This is a genomic window from Frigidibacter sp. SD6-1 (assembly GCF_030143255.1).
In the GTDB taxonomy this organism is placed as follows: domain Bacteria; phylum Pseudomonadota; class Alphaproteobacteria; order Rhodobacterales; family Rhodobacteraceae; genus TMP-24.
Map to the genome: position 1 here is coordinate 201,320 of NZ_JARJNR010000006.1, position 22,506 is coordinate 223,825.

Consider the following 22,506-nt stretch of genomic DNA (forward strand, 5'->3'; position numbering starts at 1 on the left):
GCTTTGAGGTTTGATCTTATCTGTCATCTTTCACTCCTTGTTGCGATGGCGGCCTCTTCCTGGGCCTTGGGTTTGGGTCAGCCTCTGACATTCATATGTTCAGGCAGCCAGAGCGCCAGTTGCGGCCAGATCATCAGCATGATGATTGTCAGAACCATCATTGCGACAAAGGGCCAAATCGAACGGTAGATATCGACGAGTGTGATTTCCTTCGGCGCAAGCGAGCGCATGAGGAAGAGGTTATAGCCGAAGGGCGGCGTGATATAGGCGATCTGGCAAGTGATCGTGTAGAGGACGCCGAACCAGATCAACTGGTTGTCGAAGCCAAGATCGAGCGCTTTGACCAGCGGGATGTAAAGCGGCGCGACGATGACCAGCATCGCCGTGTCGTCGAGGAACATGCCCATCACCACGAAGCTGATCTGCATCATGATGATGACGGCCCAGGGCGACAGATCCCACTGGTTGATGAACAGGTTTTCAACCGCCTTCACCGCGCCGATCCCGTCGAAGACCGCGCCGAAGGCCAGCGCCGCGAGGATCAGCCACAGGAACATGCACGAAACGCCCAGCGTCTTCATCGCGGTGTCGCGCATCAGCCGCCAGCTCATCCTGCCTTTCAGGATCGCCGCGGCGGTGGCCGAGAAGGCGCCGACCGCCGAACTTTCGACAAGGCTCGTGTAGCCCGAAACGAAAAGGCCGGTCATCAGGAAGAAGATGACGAAGGGCACGATGCCCGCACGCGCCAGCGCGAGTTTCTCGCGCAGCGGCATGTTCAGTTCCTCGTCATCGACGACGGGGGCAAGCGAGGGATTCAGCCGGGCGCGGACCAGCACGTAGATGACGAACATCGCCGCCATGATCAGCCCGGGAACGAGCCCCGCGAACCAGAGCTTGGACACCGGCTGGCGCGCGATCATGCCGTAAAGGACCAGCACCACCGACGGCGGGATGAGGATGCCCAGCGATGAGCCGCCCTGCACCACGCCCGAGATCAGCACCTTGTCATAGCCGCGCCTCAGCATTTCCGGCAGCGCGATGGTGGCGCCGATCGCCATGCCCGCGACCGAAAGCCCGTTCATGGCCGAGATGATGACCATGAGGAAGATCGTGCCTACGGCAAGCCCGCCGCGCACCCGGCCGAACCAGACATGCAGCATCCGGTAGAGGTCTTCGGCGATCCCCGCCTCGGACAAGATGTAGCCCATGTAGATGAACATGGGCAGCGTGAGCATCGGGAACCAGTTGAACAGCTTGAAAACCTGGTTGAACGGCAGGTCAGCCGCGCCGGGGCCGTAGAGCAGAAGCGCGGCACCGGAAGCCACGAAACCGATGGCGGCAAAGACCCGCTGGCCGGACACCAGCAGAAGCACCATCGAGGCGAACATCAGAAGAGCGATCGTCTCGTAGCTCATTCAAGGCTCTCCCCGCGGAGGGTCCCGACATGCTTGAACACAAGTGCAACGGCCTGCAGGAGCATGAGGACGAGACACACCACCATGAGCGCCTTGATCGGGATGACCGACGGGTTCCACATAGAGAACCGTCGCTCGCCGGTCTCGATGGCATATTCGAGGCTGGAGACCGAGCCCCAGAGCATCACGCCAAGGAAGAAGATCAGACAGCCGATCGTCACGAGGTCGATCTTGGCCTTCCCGCGTTCGGAAAGATGCGAATACCACAGGTCCATCCGGACGTGATCGTTGTTCTTCAGCGTCATCGGCCCGCCCATGAAGTAGTAGGCCGTCAGCGTGAACTGCGTCATCTCGATCGCCCAGGACACGGGCATCTTGATCACGTTGCGGGTGAAGGCGTCGAAGATCAGCACCGCGCCCATGTAGAAGATCAGCGCGGCGGCGGCGTATCCGACATAGTCCGAGACCCGGTCCGTCACCCGCACATAGGTTCTAATCGCTGCCCACACGTCGCCATCCCTGTTGCTGCTTCTTATCGTTCGTTGCCGCACCAGACCTGGACGCCCGCCTCGGTCAGAAGCTCGCGGTGGGTCCAGCCAAGCGCCTCGTCACTGATCAAAACACCGATGTTTGTACATTTGCAGACGGAAAATGCCGCGCGGCGGCCAAATTTGCTGCTGTCGGCCAGAATGATGACGTTGCGCGCATTCTCGACCATCGCGCGGGCGACCTGCGCCTCCTCGAAACTCGCGTCGGTCACGCCAAACTCAGGATCGACGGCCGCGACCGTCAGGACCGCGTGATCGGCCTGAAAGGCCGCGATCTGGGCGATGGCCAGCGGGCCGGTCGTTTCGGCATTATCCTCGTGATAGCGCCCGCCAAGCAGATAGATTGCCGCGTCGGAACCGAACTGGCACAGCCGGTCGGCAAGGCGGGCGGAATTGGTGATGATCGTCAGACCCGGAATGCGCGCCAGCCGGTCGGCGGCCGCAAGTGTCGTGGAACCGGTGTCGATGAACAAAGTCTCGCCGGGCTGGATGATGCCGGCCAGCGTTTCGGCAATCGCCGTCTTGGCATCGGATTCGCGGCCGAGCCGTTCGGCAAAGCTGCCTTCGCTTTGCAGACGCGCCACGCGCGCGCCGCCGTGGATCTTCTGGATCTTCCCGGTTTCGGCCAGCTGCGCGAGGTCGCGGCGGATCGTTTCGGTCGACAGGCCGAAATGCCCGGCAAGCGCATCGACCGACGCCTCGCCCTGGCGACGGATCATCTCCGCAATCTTCAGCTGTCTTTGAATTGGCTTCATCGACCTTCCCCTGAGTGAAAGATGCGGGAGCCTGCCTCTTTGTCAACTCCATTTCAGAACATATGTGAAAATCCACAAAACTTGGCTGCTATTTCCAACATATTGACCACTCAGTCATTCCATGGAAAGAATGTTTCAGCCTGATAGGGGGATGGCAGCGCTTGGCAGGGGCCCGGACATATGACGTGGCGGTGATCGGCGGCGGGGTTGTCGGCTGCGCGCTCGCGCGGCGCTTCACGCTCGACGGCGCCCGCGTCGTGCTGCTGGAAAAGGCGGCCGATGTTCTCGATGGTGCGTCGAAGGGCAACAGCGCGATTCTGCACACGGGCTTTGACGCGCCGGAGGGTTCGCTGGAGCTGCAGTGCATCCGCGAGGGCCATGCGGAATATCTGGATATCCACGCCCGGCTGAACCTGCCGCTGATCCGATCCGGCGCGATGGTCCTCGCCTGGACGCCGGAGGAACTGGATCAGCTGCCCGAACTGCTCGATCAGGCGCAGAGGAACGGCGTCGCCGATGTCGAACCCCTGAGCGCGGCCGACATCCGGCAGCTGGAACCGGCACTCGCCGCAAACGTCCTGGGCGGCTTCCGCATCCCCGGCGAAAGCCTGATCGACCCATGGTCGGCGGCGCATGCCTATCTGCGGCAGGCGCTGGACAATGGTGCAACGCTCATGCGGCAGGCAGAGGTGCGAAGGGGTCGGCGCGTGGGTGGTCAGTGGGAGATGGAGACCACTGCCGGCCCTGTCCGCGCCGCGCTGGTGATCAATGCCGCAGGCCTCTGGGGCGACGAGGTCGACCGGCGCCTCACCGGCGAAAGCTGGTTCACGATCAAGCCTCGCAAGGGCCAGTTCGTGGTCTACGACAAACCCGCGGCGGCGCTTCTTGGCCACATCCTTCTGCCGGTGCCGAACAAGATCACCAAGGGCGTCGTCGTCTGCCGTACCGCCTTCGGCAACCTGCTCGTCGGCCCGACGGCCGAGGAACAGGACGACCGCATCCACGCGACGATGGACCGCGCGGCGCTGGAAGCCTTACGCAAGCGCGGCGAGGAGATCCTGCCCGCCCTGCGGGATCAGGAGATCACGGCGATCTATGCGGGCCTGCGCCCGGCCACCGAGGAAAAGCACTACCGCATCCGTGCCGACCAAGCCGAGAACTATATCACCGTGGGCGGCATCCGCTCGACCGGCCTGTCGGCAGCGCTCGGCATCGCCGCGCATGTCGCGCGGCTCGCGGGGAGGCGCGAGCAGACGCTCTCCGATCCGGTCTGGCCCTGCATGCCCGCGCTTTCCGATGAAGTGCGGCGCGACTGGCAGCAGTCGGGCAATGGCGGCATCGTCTGTCATTGCGAACGGGTGACACGGCGCGAGATCGAGGCGGCCCTGACCGGCCCGATGGCGGCGGGAAACATGGGCGGGCTGAAACGCCGAACCCGCGTCACAATGGGCCGCTGTCAGGGCTTCTATTGTTCCGCCGAACTGGCGCGCCTGACCGAAGGGCGTCTGTCGGAACCGATGCTCGCGGGGACGCGCCGCGATGAGTGAGCGGGTCGAAGAGGTCGACGTCGCCATCGTCGGCGGCGGCCCGGCGGGGCTGGCGGCAGCAGCCGAACTGCGGCGGCTTGGTGTGGCACGCGTCGCGATTCTGGAACGCGAGGCGCAGGCAGGTGGGATCCCGCGCCATTGCGGCCATTATCCGTTCGGGATGCGCGAATTCCACCGGCTTCTGCGCGGGCCCGACTATGCGGCGCGGCTGGTCAGGCGCGCCGAAGCGGCCGGAGTGGTCATCCGCACCGGAACGACGGTGACCGCGCTTGGGCCCGGCGGGCGTCTCACCATCTCCGACGATCGCGGCCTGGCCACGATCCGGGCACGCGCCGTCCTGCTGGCGACCGGTGTCCGCGAAACCAGCCGTGCCGCCCGCATGATCGGTGGCGAGAAGCCGGGCGGCATCCTGCCAACCGGCGCGCTGCAGGGGCTCGTCTACCTGAACCAACAGAAACCGTTCGAACGCCCCGTCATCATCGGATCGGAGCTGGTGGCCTTCTCGGCACTTCTTACCTGCCGCCATGCCGGAATCCGCCCCGTCGCGATGATCGAGGAGGGCGATCGTGCCACGGCACGGTGGCCGGTCCCGCTTCTCGCGCGCCTTTTCGGCATTCCTTTTCTCGCCAGAACGCGACTGGAGACCATTCGCGGTACCCGACGCGTCGAAGGCGTCGAGATAGCCGGGGCGGCCGGCCAGCGCAGCCTGCAAACCGACGGGGTGATCGTCACCGGCCAGTTCCGCCCGGAAGCGAGCCTCCTGCGCGAGGCCGGGCTTGCCGTCGACCCGGCGACTGGCGGACCCGAGGTCGATGGCTGGGGCCGCCTGTCCGACCCGGCCTATTTCGCCGCCGGGAACCTGTTGCGCGGGGTCGAGACCGCTGGCTGGAGCTGGGCCGAGGGCCGCCGCGCCGCCCATGCCATTGCGGCGAGCCTGAGGGGCGATCTGCGTGCCGGTGACCGGCCGCGGCCGATCGCTCTCGACCATGCCGCGCTGAAGTTTGCGATGCCGCAGGTCCTGCCGATGGCGCCGGCAGAGGGGCGGGGCCTCGCCCCGTCTCTGCAGATCAGGCTCGCGACCCCTGCCAGAGGCCGACTTTGCCTCTGGCAGGGGGACCGGCTGATCGCCTACCGTCGGCTGAACCACCGGCCGGAACAACGGATTCTGATGCGCCTGCCGACCATCGAGCCGAACGCACCGCCCCCGAGGCTGACGATAGAATGACCCAGACGCCGATCCTCGCCATCGACCAGGGAACCACCAGCACCCGCGCGCTCCTTCTCTCCGGGGATGGCGCGCTCCAACCGGTCGCGAGCATCGAGCATCGCCAGTCCTATCCGCAGTCGGGCTGGGTCGAGCACGACGGCGCGGAACTGCTGGCCAATGTCGTGCAGTGCCTTGAGGCATCGGACGGCGCCGCCCACGTCGCGGGTCTCGACAATCAGGGCGAAAGCTGCCTCGCCTGGGACGCCCGCGATGGCCGCCCCGTCGGCCCGGTCATCGTCTGGCAGGACGACCGGACAACGCCCGAGGTCGCCGCGCTTGACGCATCCGGCGCGGCGCCTGAGGTCATGGCGCGGGCCGGCCTACCGCTCGACCCCTATTTCTCGGCCTCGAAGCTTGGCTGGATCGTCCGGGAAAACCCGGTCGCCGCCGAACTGGCGCGGCAAGGCCACCTGCGGCTTGGCACCACGGACGCCTTCTTCCGCGACCGGCTGACCGGGCGGTTTCAGACCGATATCGCCACCGCCTCGCGCACCTCGCTTCTTAATCTGGAGACGGGGCACTGGGACCCTGACCTCTGCCGCCTCTTCGGCGTGCCCCTCGATGCCCTGCCAGAGATCGGACCGACGAGCGGCGCGCTTGGCACGCTACCCGGCGGCACCGCCCTCTGCGCCAGCATCGTCGATCAGCAGGCCGCCCTTTACGGCCACGGCTGCCGGGCGCCCGGAGAAGCAAAGATCACCTTCGGCACCGGCGCCTTCGTGCAATGCGTGACCGGCGCGCTCCTGCGCCCCCAAAAGCCGGGACCGCTTCCCACGGTCGCCTGGCAGCGGGAAGGCGAGGCGCCAACCTATGCGCTTGATGGCGGGGTCTATGCGGCGGCGGCGGCAGTGAACTGGGCGCGGGGGCTCGGGCTTTTCGCCTGCTACGAAGAGATCGACCGGTTCCCTGCCGCCCCCGCCATCGACCGGGGGCTCGCCTTCGTTCCGGCCCTCGCGGGTCTTGGCTGCCCGCACTGGTCGCGGACGGCGCGCGGGGCATGGCTTGGCATGGCGCTGGACACGGGCCGCGCCGATCTGTTGCAGGCGCTTCTGGAAGGAATTGCGCTCCGCACGGCGGAGGTCCTTGATGCCTTCGCGGCGCTTCGGCCACTCAAGGGCGCAATCTCGGTCGATGGCGGCCTGTCGCGCAACCGCTATTTCACCCGCTTTCTGGCTGATGCGACTGGGCTGAGCCTCAACCTGTCGGATGAACCGGAACTGACCGCGAAGGGCCTGGCGCTGATGGCGGCAGAGGCGGCGGGCATCGAGGTCAGGCTGCAATCGGGCGGCACTATGCTGAAGCCGGATCCGGGTGCACCCAGGGCAGCCTGGCGGCAGCGGTTCGAAAGCGCGCGGCGGGCGATCGACGCGGTGCGCCTCACCTGAGCCTCGCGCCGTCGGCCGAGGCAGGGCTCGTCGATGCACTTCGTGCACTCCTCGCGAAACGCGCGCCCGACGAGTGCGCGAAGCGCTTCGAGGAGGCGCGCTCGTCAGTTCAGGTCCTTCAACAGCCGCCTGTGCCGCGCCACCTCGGCGATCACCGCCCCGAAAGTCTCGAACCCGCGCCCCTTCAGCATCTGGACCATCTTCAGAAACACATCCGCCGTCGCGACGGCATCGCCTAGCGCCGTGTGCCGGTCCTCCTCGGCGATGGAAACGCCCAACCGGTGGGCCAGCGCGTCGAGCGTATGGACCTCGTGCTGGCCCCAGAGCACTGCAGACAGCAACACGGTATCGAACACCGGGTGATCGAACCTCAGGCCCGTCGCGCCCTCGGTCCGGCGCAGGAATTCCATGTCGAAGGGCGCATTGTGGGCGACGAGAACCGCCCCCTCGGCGAAGCGGTGAAAGCGCGCGACCGCCTCGGCGACGGGCGGCGCATCCGCAACCATCGCGTCGGTGATGCCATGGACAGCGGTCGAGGCGGGCGGGATCGGGCGGGCGGGGTTGACCAGAAGGTCGAAGACCTCGCCCGCCACGCGCCTGCCGTTGACGATGCGTATGGCAGCAAGCTGCACGATCTCGTCACCTTCATGCGGCAGAAGGCCGGTCGTTTCGCTGTCGAAGACGACATAGGTCAGGTCGGCCAGCCGCGCCTCGCCCGCGGGTGCATTCCGCGCGCGGGCGAGAAGATCGAAGTCGTAGGTTACCCGTCGCGCGACAGGCGCGGGCCGCGCCTCGGCCCGGCGCGCCGACAGGATCGGCAGACAGAGCGACTGGCGTCCGGCCGCGGCCGGCTCGGGCCAGATGTCGGTCCCATGCGCGATGAGGACGCTGCGCCGCGATGGAAGCGGATGGCCGGGATCGAGCGGCCGGTCGAGCCAGCCTTCCAGCCGCCCGACCGGCAGCGGATCGCCTGACCAGGACAGCCGAAGTGCCGCGCCGCTGCCTTCCTCGGCGATCACAAGCCCGACCTCGCTGGCAAAGGCGGCTTCATGCAGCTCCTCGGCCAGACCGGAGAGCAGCGCGATCAGATCGAACCCGTTGCAGCGCAGAAGCAGCGCTGCCGCCTCGCCCCCGGCCGCCAGACCCGCGGCCTCGGAGCGCGCGCGCCAGCCATCCATCAGATCCGAGGCCCGCGTCATCGGCAGGATCCCGGCGCCGCGGTCCGCCCCCCCGTCCCGCGCATGAAGGGAAACCGCCGCCGAAAGCTTCGCCGCCTCGTCGCGCAGCGCGCCCATCAGCGGCGGCGCGGTATCGTCCGCGATCACCGCCTCGGCGAGTGCCGACAGGTTTGCCGAAGCGCGGCGCACCCCATCGGTGAATGCCGCCTCGCGCGCCGCGCGCTCAGCCGCTGCGGCCTGTTCCTGCGTGATATCGCGCAGGCTGAGTGCATAGGCAGGCGCCGCGCCACCGCCCGGCGTGAGCCGCATGCGGGCCGCCAGAACATGCGCACCCTCGCGCGTCACGCACAGAAGGTCAGACGCAACATCGCTGTCCCCTTCCGCCACGAGCCTGTCATAGGCATGCCGGATCGGACCGGCGCGCAGATAGTCGAACAGCTTGCGATCAAGGCCGGGTCCGGCGAAATCCGCGCCGAGATAGTCGGCCGCGGGCGCGTTGTAGAAGGCGATCTGATGGTCGGACGTGCAAAGGATCAGCCCGAAGGGAATGTCCGCCATCATCGCCTCGAGCCGTGCCTTTTCGTTCGCGATGCGTGTCGTCTCGCGCGCCACGGTTTCTGCCAGCGCACTGCGCGCTTCCTCAAGGCTGCGGGCGGCGGCGGCGGCGGCGGGCGCCAGATCGCCCAGATGTCGCGCAATGGCCGCATCCAGTTCCTGGCCGCCTTCGGCATGCGCGCGGGCGCGCAGCTCGCCCGACAGACGGTCGATCGGCTTGGCCACGTTCAGATCGAAGAGGTACCAGATCCAGGCGACCAGCCCGATGGTCAGAAAGACCGCAATGAGGGCGGACTGGGTGAACCCGTCCCTCGCCTCGGTCAGGCCCAGACGATGGTAGCCCGCGACTGCGCCCGAAGTGATCGCGAACGCCGCCCCGAGGCCGAGCAAGAAGAAGAACAGAAGCACCCGCGTGCGAAGCGACAGGCGCGCGAACATCTACTCAGCCTTGTCCAGCAGTCGGTGCATCTCGCTGCGCAGCTCCTTCAGTTCGAAGGGCTTGGCGATGAACCCGTCGGCCCCAAGCGCCAGCCCCTTGCGCCGTTCGACTGCTGATCCGCGCGCGGTCATCATCAGGATGGGGATATGTTTCAGTTCGGGATCAAGCCGAACCGCCTGACAAATCTCGTATCCCGACATTTCCGGCAGCATCACGTCCAGAAGCACGAGGTCGGGGTGGCTGGCGCGGATGCGCTCCATCGCCTCGGCACCGTTCGAAACCCGCTCGGGTTCCAGCCCCTCGCGGCGGATCAGATAGTCGAGCGCGATGGCGATATTGTCCTCGTCCTCGACCACGAGCACTCTTGGGATACTCGCCTGTGCCGGTTGTGTCACATCAGCCTCCCGACGGCGCGGCCCCGCAGGCCGCCTTCAGCACCGGGTCGTCAGCGGCTGGCACTGTCCAGTCTGCGCCCGACAAGGTGCCTTCTGCCGTGACTTCCGCCCCCGCCGTCAGCAGCGCATGACGCCCCCCGGCGCAATCAAAGACCATGAGAGCCGCCTGCACCGGCCGCCAGCGGCCGAAATCATAAACCTGCGCCATGCGCAGCTCCGGCCGAACCGGATGCGCCGCCATCTCGCGCCGATCGAGCGCCACGAAATGCGTCGTCAGCGGGAAGAGGTAGGTCCATGGCCTGAGCGGCATCGCGCCTCTGTCTTGCCAGACCACCGTCACACCCTCGGGCAGGTCGGCGGTGGCGCGGTGGTACCAGTCATATTCCGACCAGATGGTGAAGCCGATGAGCCCGATCCCGGCGGCGGCCGGAACGATCCATCTGGGCATGCGCCCGCCGGACAGGCGCCGGGCGAGCATGGCGATGCCTGCAAGGGCGAAGGCGGCGGCAAGGGCGGCGATCAGTTCAAGGGCCATTCTGTCATCCCGGGGCGCCGCGGGACTGTCCCACGGCGGATTGCATGGTGCGCACGACGACGAAGGCGTCGCGCAGGTGGCTGCGGTCGAAATCCGCCAGGTCGTAGGGCGCTAGGAAATTGTCGGGCTTTGCCCCTGCGCGCACGAGGCGCATCTGATGGACAAGCCGCATCTCGGCGATCAGGTCATAGGCCGCGATCAGATCGCGCGCGCCCGAGGCCGAGATCACGCCTGCCGCCTCTGCCGCCTCCAGCCGGGCGCGGGTGTTCACGGCCTCGATCCGCCCGATCAGCGCATAGACGCGCGCAAGGTCGGTGACCGGCACAACGCCATTATGCTTCATGTCGATCCTGTCCTTGTGCTCGCCCGAGCGGATGGTGGCAAAGCCTCTCAGGAGCCCCAGCGGCGGGGCGTGTTTCAGGCTGTTGGCGACCATATGGGCGACGAAGATCGAATTCTTCGCGGCCCGTTCCAGCGTCTCGCGCTGCAGATCGGCGAACAGGCCCACCGTGCCACCAATCGGGCGCAGGTCGAACATCACGCTCGCCAGCATCTGCGCCATCGGATCGGGCGTGGCGATCCAGCCGCGGAAATAGTCGCGCCAGACCGCGACGCGCTGGCACCATTTGGGATTGGTGGCCATCATGTCGCCAGGGCAATAAACATAGCCGCAGTCGTTCAGCCCGTCCGACACGATGCGGGCGAGCGCCGCGAAATAGTCCATGTCCGCCTCGGTCGCGGCATCCTCGATCATCAGGCAATTGTCCTGATCGCTGACGCCCGTCTGTTCCTGCCGCCCCTGGCTGCCGCAGGCGAGCCAGAGGTAGAGCACGGGCGGGGGGCCAAGCTTTTCCTCGGCCATGGCCAGCAGCCGGCGCGTCACCGTATCGGCGACATCGGTGATGAGGCGGGTGGTGACCTCATGCGGCGTGTTCGCGCCGACGAGCTGCGCCAGAAGCTGCGGGATGCGCGCGGTTGCCGCCGCCATCTCGGCGACCGTGGCCGCCGCCGCCACATCGCGGACAATCTGGCCGGAGCCCACCGCCTGAAAGCGGGTGAGATCGGTCTGGGTGACCATGCCGACGAGCCGCCCGCCGTCGACCACCGGCAGATGGCCGATGCGGCGTTCGTACATCAGATGCAGCACATCCGAGCCGAGTGCTTCAGGCCCCAGCGACACCGGATCGCGTGTCATGACCGCCCCGACCGGCGTCGCGCCCGGCAGGCCCGCCGCCAGCACGCGCCCGGTCATGTCGCGCGTCGTGAGGATGCCCACGAGCCGTTCGCCCTCGACGACCCCGACCGAAGAGACGCCCGCATCGCGCATCCGCCGCGCAGCCTCCTCGACCGTATCGACGGGCGTCACCGTGACCGACGCCTGCGCCATCAGGTCCGCCACCTTGCGGGTGGCGATCCCGGCGCTGCGCGGCTCGCTCGCGCGGCCACGACCAAAGAACCGCTCGAACGCCGCACTTGTGCCCAGCAGCCTGCGATATTCGGCAGGCGGCAGGACGAGTATCTCGCTGTCGTCTGTCGCCGATGCCGATGTAACGGCCAGTCCGTCCCGTGCGAGGCCGCGCTCGCCGAAAGAGTTGCGGGGGCCGAGAAGCGATATGGTCTGGCCGAGGCTGTCCTTCACCTCGACCGCGCCCGCGCGGATCAGGTAGAGCCCGTCAAGCGGCTGGCCGATCTGATAGATCGCCGCGCCTTTCGCGTAGGTTCTGCGGCTGAAGGAACCGGCGACGCGCGCCAGCTCGTCCCGCGGCAGACTGTCGTAGGGATGGACCGCGTCCAGAAAGCCGGTGACTGTATCCAACCCTTCGCTCATTTGGAATGCCTGTCAAAAGGGAACGCCCCCGACCTTGGGCCGGGGGCGCATCTGTCATCAGTGGGCCTGAGCCGCGCCCGCCCCTTTCGGGATGCGGATCGACTCGACCAGCTCGACCACCTCTTGCGGCGGGGCCTTCGTCATGCCCGTCACCACATAGGCAACGACGAAGTTCACCAGGGCGCCGACCGTCCCGATCGACAAGGGCGAGATCCCGAAGAAGTAGTTCGCCGCGGTGTTTTCGTAGACGTTCGTACCCGGGATGAAGAACCAGCCGAGGTAGAGGAAGATGTAGACCGATGTGAACGCCAGACCGGCCAGCATGCCCGAGATCGCCCCTTCCTTGTTGATGCGGGTCGAGAAGATCCCCATCATCAGCGCCGGGAAGATCGTGGCAGCTGCCAGACCGAAGGCCAGAGCGACCACCTGCGCGGCAAAGCCGGGCGGGTTGAGGCCAAGCCAGGTCGCCACCGCGATGGCGACACCCATCGAGATACGGGCGGCAAGAAGTTCGCCCTTCTCAGAGATCTGCGGGTTCAGCGAACCCTTGATCAGGTCGTGGCTGATGGCCGACGAGATGGCCAGCAGAAGCCCCGCCGCCGTCGAGAGCGCGGCAGCAAGGCCACCGGCGGCGACAAGCGCGATCACCCAACCCGGAAGCTTGGCGATCTCGGGGTTGGCAAGGACCATGATGTCATTGTCGATCTTGGTCACTTCGTTGCCGACGAGCCCGCGTTCGGCCAGCGACTTGCCGCCGAGCGTGGCTTCGGCCAGTGCCGCATCGACCGCCGCCTTGGCTTCCGCCACCTTGGCTTCCAGGGCCGACTTGTCGGCTTCGGTCGAGTCCGCCAGCGCCTTGGAGGCATCGGCGAGCGCCTTGTTGGCAGCAGTCACCGCCTTCGGTTCGTTGAAGTACTGGATCTTGCCGTCGCCGTTGAGATCGCTGAACTCAAGCAGTTTCGTCGCCTTCCAGGTATTGATCCAGGCCAGTTCCGGCTTGCTGTCGATGTCGGCAAGCGCAATCGCGTCGCCGTCAAGGGCATTGCCGGTCACCGCGTTCGGCCAGAAGGTCGTGGTCAGGTTCAGCCGCGCCATCGAGCCTACCGCCGGGGCGACGGTATAGAGAAGCGCGATGAACACCAGCGCCCAGCCCGCGGACGACCGCGCGTCCGAAACCTTGGGAACGGTGAAGAAGCGGATGATGACGTGCGGCAGACCGGCGGTCCCGATCATGAGCGACATGGTGAAGAGAACCATGTTGAACATGTTCGACGTGTCGGCCGTGTAGGCGGTGAAGCCCAGTTCCGTCACGACCTGATCAAGCTTCTCGAGCATCGCCACTTCGCCGCCCTGCGGCGCGTAGCTGCCGATCAGGCCAAGCTGGGGCAGGAAGCTGCCGGTCAGCTGCAGCGAGATGAAGATCGCCGGGATCGTGTAGGCGATGATCAGCACGACATATTGCGCCACCTGTGTATAGGTGATGCCCTTCATGCCGCCGAGGACCGCGTAGGCAAACACGATCGCCGCGCCGATATAAAGGCCGTTGTCCGTCGACACTTCGAGGAAGCGCGAGAAAGTCACGCCGACGCCGCGCATCTGGCCGATAACATAGGTGACCGAGATGACGATCAGGCAGACGACGGCCACAAGCCGCGCCGTGCCCGAATAGAAGCGGTCGCCGATGAACTCAGGCACGGTGAACTTGCCGAACTTGCGCAGATAGGGCGCAAGCAGAAGGGCAAGCAGCACATAACCGCCCGTCCAGCCCATCAGGAAGGCCGATTGCTGGTAGCCGCCAGCCGGCGACAGGGCGATGATGCCCGCCATCGAGATGAACGAGGCCGCCGACATCCAGTCGGCGCCCGTGGCCATGCCGTTCATCACCGGATGAACGCCGCGACCGGCTGCATAGAATTCTGCGGTCGAGCCCGCACGGGCCCAGATCGCGATCCCGATGTAGAGGGCGAAAGTCATGCCCACCACAATCAGGTTGAGGGTAAACTGATCCATCTGTCCCCGTCCCCTTACTCTTCCACGCCGTATTCTTTGTCGAGCTTGTTCATCTTCGCGGCGTAGGCGAAGATCAGCACAAGAAAGACATAGATCGACCCGTTCTGGGCGAACCAGAAGCCAAGGTCGGCGCCGCCGATGTGAATGCCCGAAAGCGCCGGGCGAAGAATGATGCCAAGCCCGAACGAACAGACGAACCAGATCGCAAGCGAGATCAGGATCACCCGGACGTTCGCAGCCCAGTAGGCGTTGGACGTCGATTTGTCCGCCATGTCTGCTACTCCCTTTGTTGTCATTGCCAACCGGCGCCCCTCCTCCCGGGGCGCTGGCCCCTCCTCAGGCTGACACGCGGCCTACGACGGCTTGAAGCGCGCGGCGGACCTCTGCGATGGAAGCCATCGCATCGACCCGGTCCTGCACGCCCTTGCCTTCGTAATAGGCGATCAGCGGTGCCGTCTGGGCGTGATAGGCTTTCAGCCTTTCCCGCACCGTTTCGGCCTTGTCGTCGGCCCGGCGCTTGAACGCCGTGCCGCCGCATCTGTCACAAGTGCCCGCCCGGGCGGGTTGCTTGTGGGTATCGTGATATCCTTCGCCGCAATCGGAGCAGGTAAACCGCCCTGCGATGCGGTCGATCATGGCCTCGTCCTCGACTTCCAGGCTGATCGCGGTGTCGACCTTCTGCCCCCGCGCGGAGAGCATGCGATCAAGCGCCTCGGCCTGCGCGGTGGTGCGGGGGAAGCCATCGAGGATGACGCCAGCACCCGTATCGGGTGCGGCCATCCGGTCGGCAAGGATGTCGAGCACGATCTCGTCCGATACGAGCCCGCCCGCCTCCATTACCGCCTTGGCCGCAAGACCGGCGGGCGTTCCCGCAGCAACCGCCGCACGCAGAAGATCGCCGGTCGAAAGCTGGACGAGGCCGAAAGCCTCTTCCAGCATACGCGCCTGCGTGCCCTTGCCGGCACCCGGAGGCCCGAGCAGGACGACGACCGGCGACCGGGTAAGAACCTCGTTCGCCATCGTCACGCCCGGTTCATGCGGTTGTTGATCAGGTCCTCGACCACCGACGGATCGGCGAGCGTCGAGATATCGCCAAGCGCGCCGTAATCGTTCTCGGCGATCTTCCTCAGGATCCGGCGCATGATCTTGCCCGACCGGGTCTTGGGCAGGCCCGGCGCCCACTGGATCAGGTCAGGGCTGGCGATCGGGCCGATCTCTGTCCGGACCCATTTCACCAGTTCCTTGCGCAGGTCGTCGGTGGCCTCCACGCCTTTCATCAGCGTCACATAGGCATAGATGCCCTGTCCCTTGATTTCGTGCGGGTAGCCGACGACGGCGGCCTCGGCCACCTGCGCATGGGCGACGAGCGCGCTTTCGACCTCGGCCGTGCCCATGCGGTGGCCCGAGACGTTGATCACGTCATCGACGCGGCCGGTGATCCAGTAATAGCCGTCCTCATCCCGGCGGCAGCCGTCGCCGGTGAAGTAGTAGCCCTTGTACTGTTGGAAATAGGTTTCCTGGAACCGCTGGTGATCGCCCCAGACGGTGCGCATCTGGCCCGGCCATGAATCGGCGATGCAGAGAACGCCGTCGACGCCATTGCCTTCCTGCACCTTGCCACTCTCCGCGTTCAGCACCTCTGGCCGGATGCCGAAGAAGGGCAGCGTGGCCGAACCGGGCTTCGTCGGGATCGCGCCCGGCAGGGGCGTGATCAGATGGCCACCGGTTTCGGTCTGCCACCATGTGTCGACGATCGGGCAGCGGCCCTTGCCAACGTACTTGTCATACCAGACCCAGGCTTCGGGATTGATCGGCTCGCCCACGGTGCCGAGCAGGCGCAGGGACGACAGGTCGTGCTTTTCCACCCATTCCGGCCCCTGCCCCATCAGCGCACGGATCGCGGTCGGCGCGGTATAGAACTGCGTGACCTTGTGCTTGGCGCAGACCTCCCAGAACCGGCCCGCGTCGGGCCAGGTCGGCACGCCTTCGAACATCAGCGTGGTCGCGCCGTTCGCCAGCGGGCCATAGACGATATAGCTGTGGCCGGTGACCCAGCCCACATCCGCCGTGCACCAGTAGACGTCGCCCTCGTGGTAATCGAAGGTCAGCTCATGCGTCATCGCCGCATAGACGAGATAGCCGCCCGAGGTATGCACGACGCCCTTCGGCTTGCCGGTGGAGCCGGAGGTATAAAGGATGAAGAGCGGGTCTTCCGCATCCATCGCCTCTGCCGGGCAATCGGGGCTGGCCTTGGCCATTTCCGCCAGCACGTCCACGTCGCGCCCCTCGACCCAGGTGGTCTGGTCGCCGGTATGTTTGACGACAAGGCATTTCACCTTGTCCGAACAATGCAGAAGCGCCGCGTCGGCGTTGGCCTTCAGGGGCGTCCGCTTGCCGCCGCGTGGCGCGGTGTCGGCGGTGATCACCACTTTTGCCTCGCAATCGTTCACGCGGTTGGCAAGCGCGTCAGGGGAAAAGCCGCCGAACACCACCGAATGGATCGCGCCGATCCGGGCCGAGGCGAGCATCGCATAGGCCGCCTCGGGGATCATCGGCATGTAGATGATCACCCGGTCGCCGCGCTTGACGCCCTGCGCCTTCAGCACGTTCGCCATGCGCCCGACCTTGTCGGCCAGTTCCTTGTACGAGATATGGCGGGCAGGCGTTGCCGGATCGTCCGGCTCCCAGATGATCGCTGTCTGGCCGCCACGTTTGGCGAGGTGGCGGTCGATGCAATTGGCCGCCACGTTCAGCTGGCCATCCTCGAACCATTTGATCGAGACCTGGCCGAAGGTGAAGTCGGTATTCTTGACCCGGCTGAAGGGCTTGATCCAGTCCACGCGCTTGCCATGCGCGCCCCAGAAGGCCGCCGGGTCATCGACCGAGGCGCGGTACATGTCGTCGTACTTGGCGCGGTCCACATGGGCGCGCGCGACGAATTCCTCAGGCGCAGGGTGAAGGTGCTGGGCAGAACCGGTCTCGGACATGCTTTTCTCCTCATCGGCGGGCCGGCCGGACCCGCATTTCCCCCGGGGCGCTGCGGGAAGGGGCAGCGCCAGTTGATGACGAGCATAGCGCAATATTAATTCCTTGATAACCCACTTTAACGAAAGGATTTTTTTGTAAATTTCTTCACATATCAGCAGAGTTTCCTGTTAATGACCGTCGCCACAGGCCCATTTCCGCAAATGTTTCAACAGGCTGCCGGTTGACGCGGCGACAGGCTGGGCCAAGACCGCCGCATCCAGCCGGAACAGACGGGGCGCGCGCGAACAAAACCGGCCGCCGGTTTCCCGGCGGCCGGTCGAATCACGCGCGCGTGAACGCGTCAGGCGGCGCGCTTGCGCTCAAGCCGGGCGCGGATGCTTTCCACATCGGCGCGCGGGGTGGCGGCGAAAAGCATGCGGGTATAGTCGTGCTGCGGGTTGGCGAAGACCTCTTCGCGCGGCCCGTATTCGACAACCTCGCCCTTGAACATCACCATCACCGTGTCGGCGATGTATTTCACCACCGACAGGTCATGGCTGATGAAGACATAGGTCAGACCGAACTCGTCCTGCAGATCGGCCAGAAGGTTCAGGACCTGCGCCTGCACCGACAGGTCCAGCGCCGAGACGGGTTCGTCCAGCACGAGTATCTTCGGGCGGACCATAAGCGCCCGCGCAATCGCCAGCCGCTGGCGCTGACCGCCGGAGAACATGTGCGGATAGCGGTTGAAATGCTCGCGCTTCAGCCCGACCTTGGCGAGCATCGCATAGGCTTCTGCCCGCCGCTCCTCGGCGGTGTGGTCGGTGTTGAGATAGAGCTGCTCCATCAGCATGTCGCCGACCTTCTGGCGCGGGTTGAGCGAGCCATAGGGGTTCTGGAACACGATCTGGACCTTGCGGCGCAGGTCGCGCGGCGGGCTGGCGCGGCTGACGTCGACCGCCTGGCCATCCATCGTCAGCGTGCCGCCCGAGGCCGGGTCAATGAGCGTGATGATCCGGGCAAGCGTCGACTTGCCGCAACCGCTCTCGCCGACGATGGCAAGCGTCTTGCCTTCCTCGACCGCGAAACTGATGCCATGCAGCGCCCTTACCGACTTGGCGCGTCCGAACAGGCCACCACCAGAGACATAATCCCGGGTCAGGCCCTTGGCTTCCAGCATCATCTTCATTGGGCCGTCTCCATCATCTCGCCGACCGTGGGCAGCCGGTCGCCCGTGGCATTTTCCGGCAGCGCCGACAGAAGCGCCTTCGTATAGGGATGCTGCGGGCGCTCAAAGAGGTCGAGCACACCCGCCTCCTCCATCTTCTTGCCGCGGTACTGGACGATCACGCGGTCTGCGGTTTCGGCCACGACGCCCATGTCGTGCGTGATCATGATCAGCCCCATCCCGTGCTTTTCCTGCAGACCCATGATCAGGTCGAGGATCTGCTTCTGGATCGTCACGTCGAGCGCGGTCGTCGGCTCATCCGCGATCAGAAGCTTCGGATTGCAGGCAATCGCCATGGCGATCATCACCCGCTGGCATTGGCCACCCGACATCTGGTGCGGAAAGGCCGACAGCCGCTCTTCGGGGTTCGGGATGCCGACCTGGGTCAGAAGCTCGATGGACCGCGCGCGCGCTTCCCTGTTCGACATGCCCAGATGTTCGCGCAGGGTCTCTGCCAGCTGGAAACCCACGGTGAAGCAGGGATTGAGGCTGGCGATCGGTTCCTGGAAGATCATCGAGATGTCGCGGCCGATGATCTTGCGGCGTTCTTTCGGCGACAGGCCCAGAAGGTCCTTGCCCGCGAACTTCATCACATCGGCCGTCACCGTCGCGGTCGGCGGCAGAAGGCCCATGACGGCGAGCATCCCGACCGACTTGCCCGATCCGCTTTCGCCGACGATTGCCAGAACCTCGCGCTCGCTCAGGGTCAGGTCGATCCCGTCGACCGCCTTGAAAGGCCCGGCGGCGGTATCGAAGCTGACCGAGAGATTGCGGATTTCAAGAAGAAGTCCCATGGATCAGCTCCGCTTCAGTTTGGGGTCGAGCGCATCGCGCAAACCGTCGCCCATCAGGTTGATCGCCAGAACGGTGATCAGGATGGCGAGGCCCGGGAAGGTCACGACCCACCAGGCGGCCAGGATGAACTCCCGCGCCTCGGCCAGCATCGTACCCCATTCCGGTGTCGGGCGCTGCGCGCCCATGCCAAGGAAACCAAGCGCGGCGGCATCGAGGATCGCGCCCGAGAAGGAGAGCGTCGCCTGCACGATCAGGGGGGCGAGGCAGTTGGGCAGGATGGTGCGGAACATCAGCCGCATCTTGCCCGCGCCCGCGACCCGCGAGGCCATCACATATTCGCGCGGCAGTTCGGCCATCACGGCGGCGCGGGTCAGCCGCGCGAAGTGGGGTTGCAGCACCAAAGCGATGGCGATCATCGCGTTCGTCAGACCGGGCCCGAGGATCGCCACCAGCACCAGCGCGAGGAGGAGCGACGGAAAGGCGAGGATCACATCCATCACCCGCATGATCACCGTATCGACCCAGCCGCCGAAGAACCCGGCGACAAGGCCGATCAGGATGCCGCCCGACAGGGCCACGACCACGACGACACAGCCGATGAAGAGCGAATAGCGCGCGCCGAAAATGAGCCGCGACAGGATATCGCGCCCGACCGCATCCGTGCCAAGGAGGAAGCGCGCATCGCCTTTCTCCGCCCAGGCGGGCGGCATGAGGAGCGCATCGCGCACCTGCTCGATCGGGTCATGCGGCGCGATGAGCGGGGCGAAGAGCGCGACCAGAACCAGCGCCACGAAGACCCAAAGCCCGATGACCGCGCCCTTGTTCACGCTGAAGTAATGCCAGAATTCCGACAGTTGGGCGCGCAGCCCGGTTGCGGCCATCGGCTCGATTTCGGTTGTTGTTGTCATGATGTCACCGATGCCGGATGCGGGGGTTGATGAGGCCGTAGAGCAGATCGACCAGAAGATTCACCGTCATGACGAGGGCCGCGATGATCAGAAGCCCGCCCTGCACCGACGGATAGTCCCGGCGCGAGATCGAATCGACCATCGCCTTGCCGATGCCGGGCCAGGAGAAAATTGTCTCGGTCAGAATGGCGCCGCCCATCAGCGTGCCGACCTGCAGGCCGATGGTGGTGATGACCGGGATAAGCGCATTGCGGAGCGCATGGAGCCCCACGACGCGCCAGGCCGACAGGCCCTTCGCGCGGGCGGTACGCACATAATCTTCGCCCAGAACCTCAAGCATCGCCGACCGCGCCTGCCGCGCGATGACCGCCATCGGGATCGTGGCCAGCACGATCGTTGGCAGGATCAGGTGCGAGAGGGCCGAGGTGAAGGCGCCGTCCTGACCGGACAGGAGGCTGTCGATCGTCATGAAGCCGGTCACGGTCGGGAAGTAGAACATGAGCGATATGCGGCCCGAAACCGGGGTCCAGCCCAGGACGCCCGAGAAGAAGATGATGAGGAGGAGGCCCCACCAGAAGATCGGCATCGAATAGCCGACGAGGGCCGAGGACATCGAGACCTGGTCGAACCACGATCCCCGCCGGATCGCCGCGAAGATGCCAAGCGGCAGGCCGACGGCGGTGGCCAGAAGGATCGCGCAGAGGCTCAGCTCCAGCGTTGCAGGGAAGAGCGTGAAGAACTCCGTCAGCACCGGCTTTTTCGTCACCAGCGACGTGCCGAAATCGCCCTGGAACAAGCGCCCGAGGAAATCGAGATACTGCTGCCAGATCGGCCGGTCGAAACCCAGCTGCGCCGACAGTTCGGCATGGCGCTCGGGCGTCAGGCCGCGTTCGCCCGCCATCAGAAGGACCGGATCGCCGGGCAGCACGCGCACGAAACCGAAGGCGACGATGGTGATGCCGATGAAGGTCGGCACCAGATAGGCAAGCTTGCCCAGAAGGAAGCGAAACATGGGGTCCCCCAGAATGAAAGCGCGCCGGATGAACCGGCGCGCTTCATGTCAGTTGTTATTATTCAGCGATGTCGACGCCTTCGAAGTCATGCGAGCCAAGCGGGTCCATGACATAGCCCGAGACCTTCGTGGACATCGGCATGAAGACGGTCGAATGGCCGAGCGTCGCCCAGGGCGCCTCGCGCTTGAAGACGACCTGCGCTTCTTCATATAGCTTGGTGCGTTCGGCCTGATCGGCGGTGACCTTTGCCTTCTGGATCAGCCCGTCGAACTCTTCGTTGCACCACTGGGCGCGGTTGGAGCCGCCATCGACAGCACCGGCGCAGCCGAGAAGCACGCCCATGAAGTTGTCCGGGTCGCCATTGTCGCCGGTCCAGCCGAGGATGACCGCGCCGTCACGGTTCTTCTCGGTCGACTTCTTCAGGTACTCGCCCCATTCGTACGAGACGATCTCGACATTCACGCCCACGGCAGCGAAGTCGGCCTGGATCAGTTCGGCCGCGCGCTGCGCGTTCGGCATGTAGGGACGCTGCACCGGCATCGCCCAGACCTTCATCGACAGGTCCTTGACGCCCGCTTCCTCGAGCATCTTCTTGGCCGCTTCCGGATCGTAGCCGTCATCCGCGACGCTGTCGTTGTAGGACCACATCGTCGGCGGGATCGGGTTCTTCGCGGGCTGGCCGGTGCCCTGATAGACGGCGTCCATCAGCGCCTGCTCGTTGATCGCCATGTTCAGCGCCTTGCGAACGTTGGCATTGTCGAACGGTGCGACCGAGGTGTTGTAGGCGAGGTAGGCGACGTTCAGGCCAGCCTGTTCCATCACGGTCAGATCGGCATTGCCCTTCAGGCCCGCGATGTCGGCCGGCGCCGGATAGGGTGCCACGTGGCATTCACCCGCCTGCAGCTTCTGGACCCGCACCGCCGCATCCGGCGTGATCGCGAAGATCAGGTCGTCGATCGCCTGCTTGCCGCCCCAGTAGTCGGGGTTGGCCTTGTAGCGGATCACCGCATCCTTCTGGTAGGCGACGAACTGGTAGGGCCCGGTGCCGATCGGCGCCTGGTTGAAGTCGGCCTGCTTGCCGTCGGCGGCGAGCTTGTCGGCATATTCCTTCGAGGTGATCGAGGCGAATGCCATCGCGAGGTTCGCCAGGAACGGCGCCTCGGGGCGGGTCAGCACGAACTTCACCGTCAGGTCATCGACCTTCTGCACTTCCTTGATGACGACATTCATCTCCATGCCGCCGTAATATTCGTAGGTGATGCCTTCGATGTAGGAGAAGTAGGGGTTGTCTTCCTTGCCCTGACGCTCGAACGAGAAGACCACGTCATCGGCGTTGAAGTCGCGCGACGGGGTGTAGAATTCGGTCGAATGGAATTTCACGCCCGGACGCAGGTGGAACGTATATTCCATGCCGTCGGCCGAGACGTCCCAGCTTTCCGCCAGGCCGGGAATGACGTTGGTCGTGCCTTTCTCGAACTCGACGAGACGGTTGTAGAGCGGCACGGCCGAGGCGTCGAAGGTGGTTCCGGCGGTGTAGGGCGCCGGGTCGAAGCCTTCGGGCGATCCTTCCGAGCAATAGACGAGCGTCTTCGCGGCCGCCGCACCGCCGAGAAGGCCGGCCATGACCATGCCGGTTGCCAAACGGGTCAAAAGTTTCATTTCCCTGTTTCCTTTCAGGTTATGGTTGAACCCGGCCGGGCCTGGCCGGGGCATTGCCGACCCTCCGGGGAGGGCCGGG

Annotated in this window: 19 protein-coding genes; 3 read left to right on the plus strand and 16 right to left on the minus strand. The window is 65.5% G+C overall.

The features are described 5' to 3' along the window. Positions 1-77 precede the first annotated feature (77 nt). The 3 genes from P0645_RS12925 to P0645_RS12935 are packed head-to-tail and all read right to left on the minus strand — an operon-like array spanning position 78 to position 2,718. Entirely contained in the window at positions 78-1,415 is a 1,338-nt protein-coding gene (locus P0645_RS12925) for a TRAP transporter large permease (protein ID WP_284165000.1), read from the minus strand. Further along, positions 1,412-1,924, minus strand: coding sequence for a TRAP transporter small permease subunit (locus tag P0645_RS12930; protein ID WP_284165001.1), 513 nt, complete (start codon positions 1,922-1,924; stop codon positions 1,412-1,414). Before P0645_RS12930 ends, P0645_RS12925 begins: the two co-directional genes overlap by 4 nt. Positions 1,925-1,947: 23 nt before the next feature. After that, complete coding sequence (locus P0645_RS12935) at positions 1,948-2,718, minus strand: DeoR/GlpR family DNA-binding transcription regulator (RefSeq protein WP_284165002.1); 771 nt, start codon at positions 2,716-2,718, stop codon at positions 1,948-1,950. Positions 2,719-2,879: 161 nt separating this feature from the next. Between P0645_RS12935 and P0645_RS12940 the strand changes: the two genes are divergently transcribed. The 3 genes from P0645_RS12940 to P0645_RS12950 are packed head-to-tail and all read left to right on the plus strand — an operon-like array spanning position 2,880 to position 6,917. Continuing rightward, entirely contained in the window at positions 2,880-4,265 is a 1,386-nt protein-coding gene (locus P0645_RS12940; protein ID WP_284165003.1) for an NAD(P)/FAD-dependent oxidoreductase, read from the plus strand. Beyond that, complete coding sequence (locus P0645_RS12945) at positions 4,258-5,490, plus strand: NAD(P)/FAD-dependent oxidoreductase (protein ID WP_284165004.1); 1,233 nt, start codon at positions 4,258-4,260, stop codon at positions 5,488-5,490. Before P0645_RS12940 ends, P0645_RS12945 begins: the two co-directional genes overlap by 8 nt. Next, a complete protein-coding gene (locus P0645_RS12950) occupies positions 5,487-6,917 on the plus strand; it encodes an FGGY family carbohydrate kinase (protein WP_284165005.1) in 1,431 nt (476 codons plus the stop codon). The genes P0645_RS12945 and P0645_RS12950 overlap by 4 nt, the downstream gene beginning before the upstream one ends. 104 nt (positions 6,918-7,021) lie before the next feature. Here the strand turns inward: P0645_RS12950 and P0645_RS12955 are convergent, their stop codons facing one another. From P0645_RS12955 to P0645_RS13015, 13 genes are all read right to left on the minus strand, one after another. Further along, a complete protein-coding gene (locus P0645_RS12955) occupies positions 7,022-9,088 on the minus strand; it encodes a 3'-5' exonuclease (RefSeq protein WP_284165006.1) in 2,067 nt (688 codons plus the stop codon). Next, positions 9,089-9,484, minus strand: a complete 396-nt coding sequence (locus tag P0645_RS12960; RefSeq protein WP_284165007.1) for a response regulator transcription factor — start codon at positions 9,482-9,484, stop codon at positions 9,089-9,091. 1 nt (position 9,485) lies between these two features. Continuing rightward, positions 9,486-10,019, minus strand: a complete 534-nt coding sequence (locus tag P0645_RS12965; RefSeq protein ID WP_284165008.1) for a hypothetical protein — start codon at positions 10,017-10,019, stop codon at positions 9,486-9,488. 4 nt (positions 10,020-10,023) lie between these two features. After that, the gene (locus P0645_RS12970; RefSeq protein WP_284165009.1) at positions 10,024-11,847 is read right to left on the minus strand and encodes a DUF294 nucleotidyltransferase-like domain-containing protein; all 1,824 of its coding nucleotides are present in this window, start codon (positions 11,845-11,847) and stop codon (positions 10,024-10,026) included. Positions 11,848-11,904: 57 nt separating this feature from the next. Beyond that, positions 11,905-13,857, minus strand: a complete 1,953-nt coding sequence (locus P0645_RS12975; protein WP_284165010.1) for a sodium:solute symporter family protein — start codon at positions 13,855-13,857, stop codon at positions 11,905-11,907. A 14-nt stretch (positions 13,858-13,871) separates the two neighbouring features. Next, a complete protein-coding gene (locus P0645_RS12980; protein WP_284165011.1) occupies positions 13,872-14,129 on the minus strand; it encodes a DUF4212 domain-containing protein in 258 nt (85 codons plus the stop codon). Positions 14,130-14,193: 64 nt separating this feature from the next. Then, the gene (locus tag P0645_RS12985) at positions 14,194-14,877 is read right to left on the minus strand and encodes an adenylate kinase (protein WP_284165109.1); all 684 of its coding nucleotides are present in this window, start codon (positions 14,875-14,877) and stop codon (positions 14,194-14,196) included. Positions 14,878-14,879: 2 nt separating this feature from the next. Then, on the minus strand, positions 14,880-16,844 hold the full coding sequence (gene acs, locus P0645_RS12990) for an acetate--CoA ligase (protein WP_284165012.1): 1,965 nt from the start codon (positions 16,842-16,844) through the stop codon (positions 14,880-14,882). Positions 16,845-17,185: 341 nt separating this feature from the next. Then, complete coding sequence (locus P0645_RS12995; RefSeq protein WP_284165013.1) at positions 17,186-18,013, minus strand: ATP-binding cassette domain-containing protein; 828 nt, start codon at positions 18,011-18,013, stop codon at positions 17,186-17,188. Further along, entirely contained in the window at positions 18,010-18,846 is an 837-nt protein-coding gene (locus tag P0645_RS13000) for an ABC transporter ATP-binding protein (RefSeq protein WP_284165014.1), read from the minus strand. The genes P0645_RS12995 and P0645_RS13000 overlap by 4 nt, the downstream gene beginning before the upstream one ends. A 3-nt stretch (positions 18,847-18,849) precedes the next feature. Then, positions 18,850-19,755 carry an ABC transporter permease subunit gene (locus tag P0645_RS13005; protein WP_284165015.1) on the minus strand — a complete coding sequence of 302 codons (906 nt, stop codon included), beginning with the start codon at positions 19,753-19,755 and terminating at the stop codon, positions 18,850-18,852. Between the two features lie 4 nt (positions 19,756-19,759). Continuing rightward, positions 19,760-20,767, minus strand: coding sequence for an ABC transporter permease subunit (locus P0645_RS13010; RefSeq protein WP_284165016.1), 1,008 nt, complete (start codon positions 20,765-20,767; stop codon positions 19,760-19,762). 58 nt (positions 20,768-20,825) lie between these two features. Continuing rightward, positions 20,826-22,427, minus strand: coding sequence for an ABC transporter substrate-binding protein (locus tag P0645_RS13015; protein ID WP_284165017.1), 1,602 nt, complete (start codon positions 22,425-22,427; stop codon positions 20,826-20,828). Positions 22,428-22,506: the final 79 nt, after the last annotated feature.